This window comes from Streptomyces sp. NPDC053541 (assembly GCF_044544705.1).
Taxonomy (GTDB): domain Bacteria; phylum Actinomycetota; class Actinomycetes; order Streptomycetales; family Streptomycetaceae; genus Streptomyces.
Genome location: NZ_JBITXM010000019.1, coordinates 1 through 1,881 on the forward strand (window position 1 = coordinate 1; position 1,881 = coordinate 1,881).

The 1,881-nt window shown below is 57.0% G+C and carries 1 rRNA gene (only partly in view); it reads right to left on the reverse strand.

Features of this window, described 5'->3' with window-relative positions:
- Nucleotides 1-32 precede the first annotated feature (32 nt).
- Nucleotides 33-1,881: ribosomal RNA gene (locus tag ACIGW2_RS33400) — 23S ribosomal RNA — on the reverse strand; it runs 1,370 nt beyond the window's last position.

Genomic DNA, 1,881 nt, shown 5'->3' on the forward strand with positions numbered 1-1,881 from the left:
CTTCAGAACTAACACAGTGGACGCGAGCAACTGAGGACAAGCCCTCGGCCTATTAGTACCGGTCAGCTCCACCCATTACTGGGCTTCCACATCCGGCCTATCAACCCAGTCGTCTACTGGGAGCCTTACCCTCTCAAGGAGGTGGGAATACTCATCTCGAAGCAGGCTTCCCGCTTAGATGCTTTCAGCGGTTATCCCTCCCGAACGTAGCCAACCAGCCATGCCCTTGGCAGGACAACTGGCACACCAGAGGTTCGTCCGTCCCGGTCCTCTCGTACTAGGGACAGCCCTTCTCAATATTCCTACGCGCACAGAGGATAGGGACCGAACTGTCTCACGACGTTCTAAACCCAGCTCGCGTACCGCTTTAATGGGCGAACAGCCCAACCCTTGGGACCGACTCCAGCCCCAGGATGCGACGAGCCGACATCGAGGTGCCAAACCATCCCGTCGATATGGACTCTTGGGGAAGATCAGCCTGTTATCCCCGGGGTACCTTTTATCCGTTGAGCGACGGCGCTTCCACAAGCCACCGCCGGATCACTAGTCCCGACTTTCGTCCCTGCTCGACCCGTCGGTCTCACAGTCAAGCTCCCTTGTGCACTTACACTCAACACCTGATTGCCAACCAGGCTGAGGGAACCTTTGGGCGCCTCCGTTACCCTTTGGGAGGCAACCGCCCCAGTTAAACTACCCATCAGACACTGTCCCTGATCCGGATCACGGACCGAGGTTAGACATCCAGCACGACCAGAGTGGTATTTCAACGACGACTCCACAACCACTGGCGTGGCCGCTTCACAGTCTCCCACCTATCCTACACAAGCCGAACCGAACACCAATATCAAACTGTAGTAAAGGTCCCGGGGTCTTTCCGTCCTTCTGCGCGAAACGAGCATCTTTACTCGTAGTGCAATTTCACCGGGCCTATGGTTGAGACAGTCGAGAAGTCGTTACGCCATTCGTGCAGGTCGGAACTTACCCGACAAGGAATTTCGCTACCTTAGGATGGTTATAGTTACCACCGCCGTTTACTGGCGCTTAAGTTCTCAGCTTCGCCCACCCGAAAGTGAGCTAACCGGTCCCCTTAACGTTCCAGCACCGGGCAGGCGTCAGTCCGTATACATCGCCTTACGGCTTCGCACGGACCTGTGTTTTTAGTAAACAGTCGCTTCTCGCTGGTCTCTGCGGCCACCCCCAGCTCACGGAGTAAATCCGATCACCAGGCGTGGCCCCCCTTCTCCCGAAGTTACGGGGGCATTTTGCCGAGTTCCTTAACCATAGTTCACCCGAACGCCTCGGTATTCTCTACCTGACCACCTGAGTCGGTTTAGGGTACGGGCCGCCATGAAACTCGCTAGAGGCTTTTCTCGACAGCATAGGATCATCCACTTCACCACAATCGGCTCGGCATCAGGTCTCAGCCTTAACGTGTGACGGATTTGCCTACCACACGGCCTACACCCTTACCCCGGGACAACCACCGCCCGGGCTGGACTACCTTCCTGCGTCACCCCATCGCTTACCTACTACCACCTTGGGTCAGCGGCTCCACCACTCCCCTTTGCCCGAAGGCTCCGGGGCGGCTTCACGGCCTTAGCATTAATGGGCTCGATATTGGGCGTTTCAAAGCGGGTACCGGAATATCAACCGGTTGTCCATCGACTACGCCTGTCGGCCTCGCCTTAGGTCCCGACTTACCCTGGGCAGATCAGCTTGACCCAGGAACCCTTAGTCAATCGGCGCACACGTTTCTCACGTGTGTATCGCTACTCATGCCTGCATTCTCACTCGTGAACCGTCCACAACTCGCTTCCACGGCTGCTTCACCCGGCACACGACGCTCCCCTACCCATCACAGCACCCGTTGGGGCTTCACTA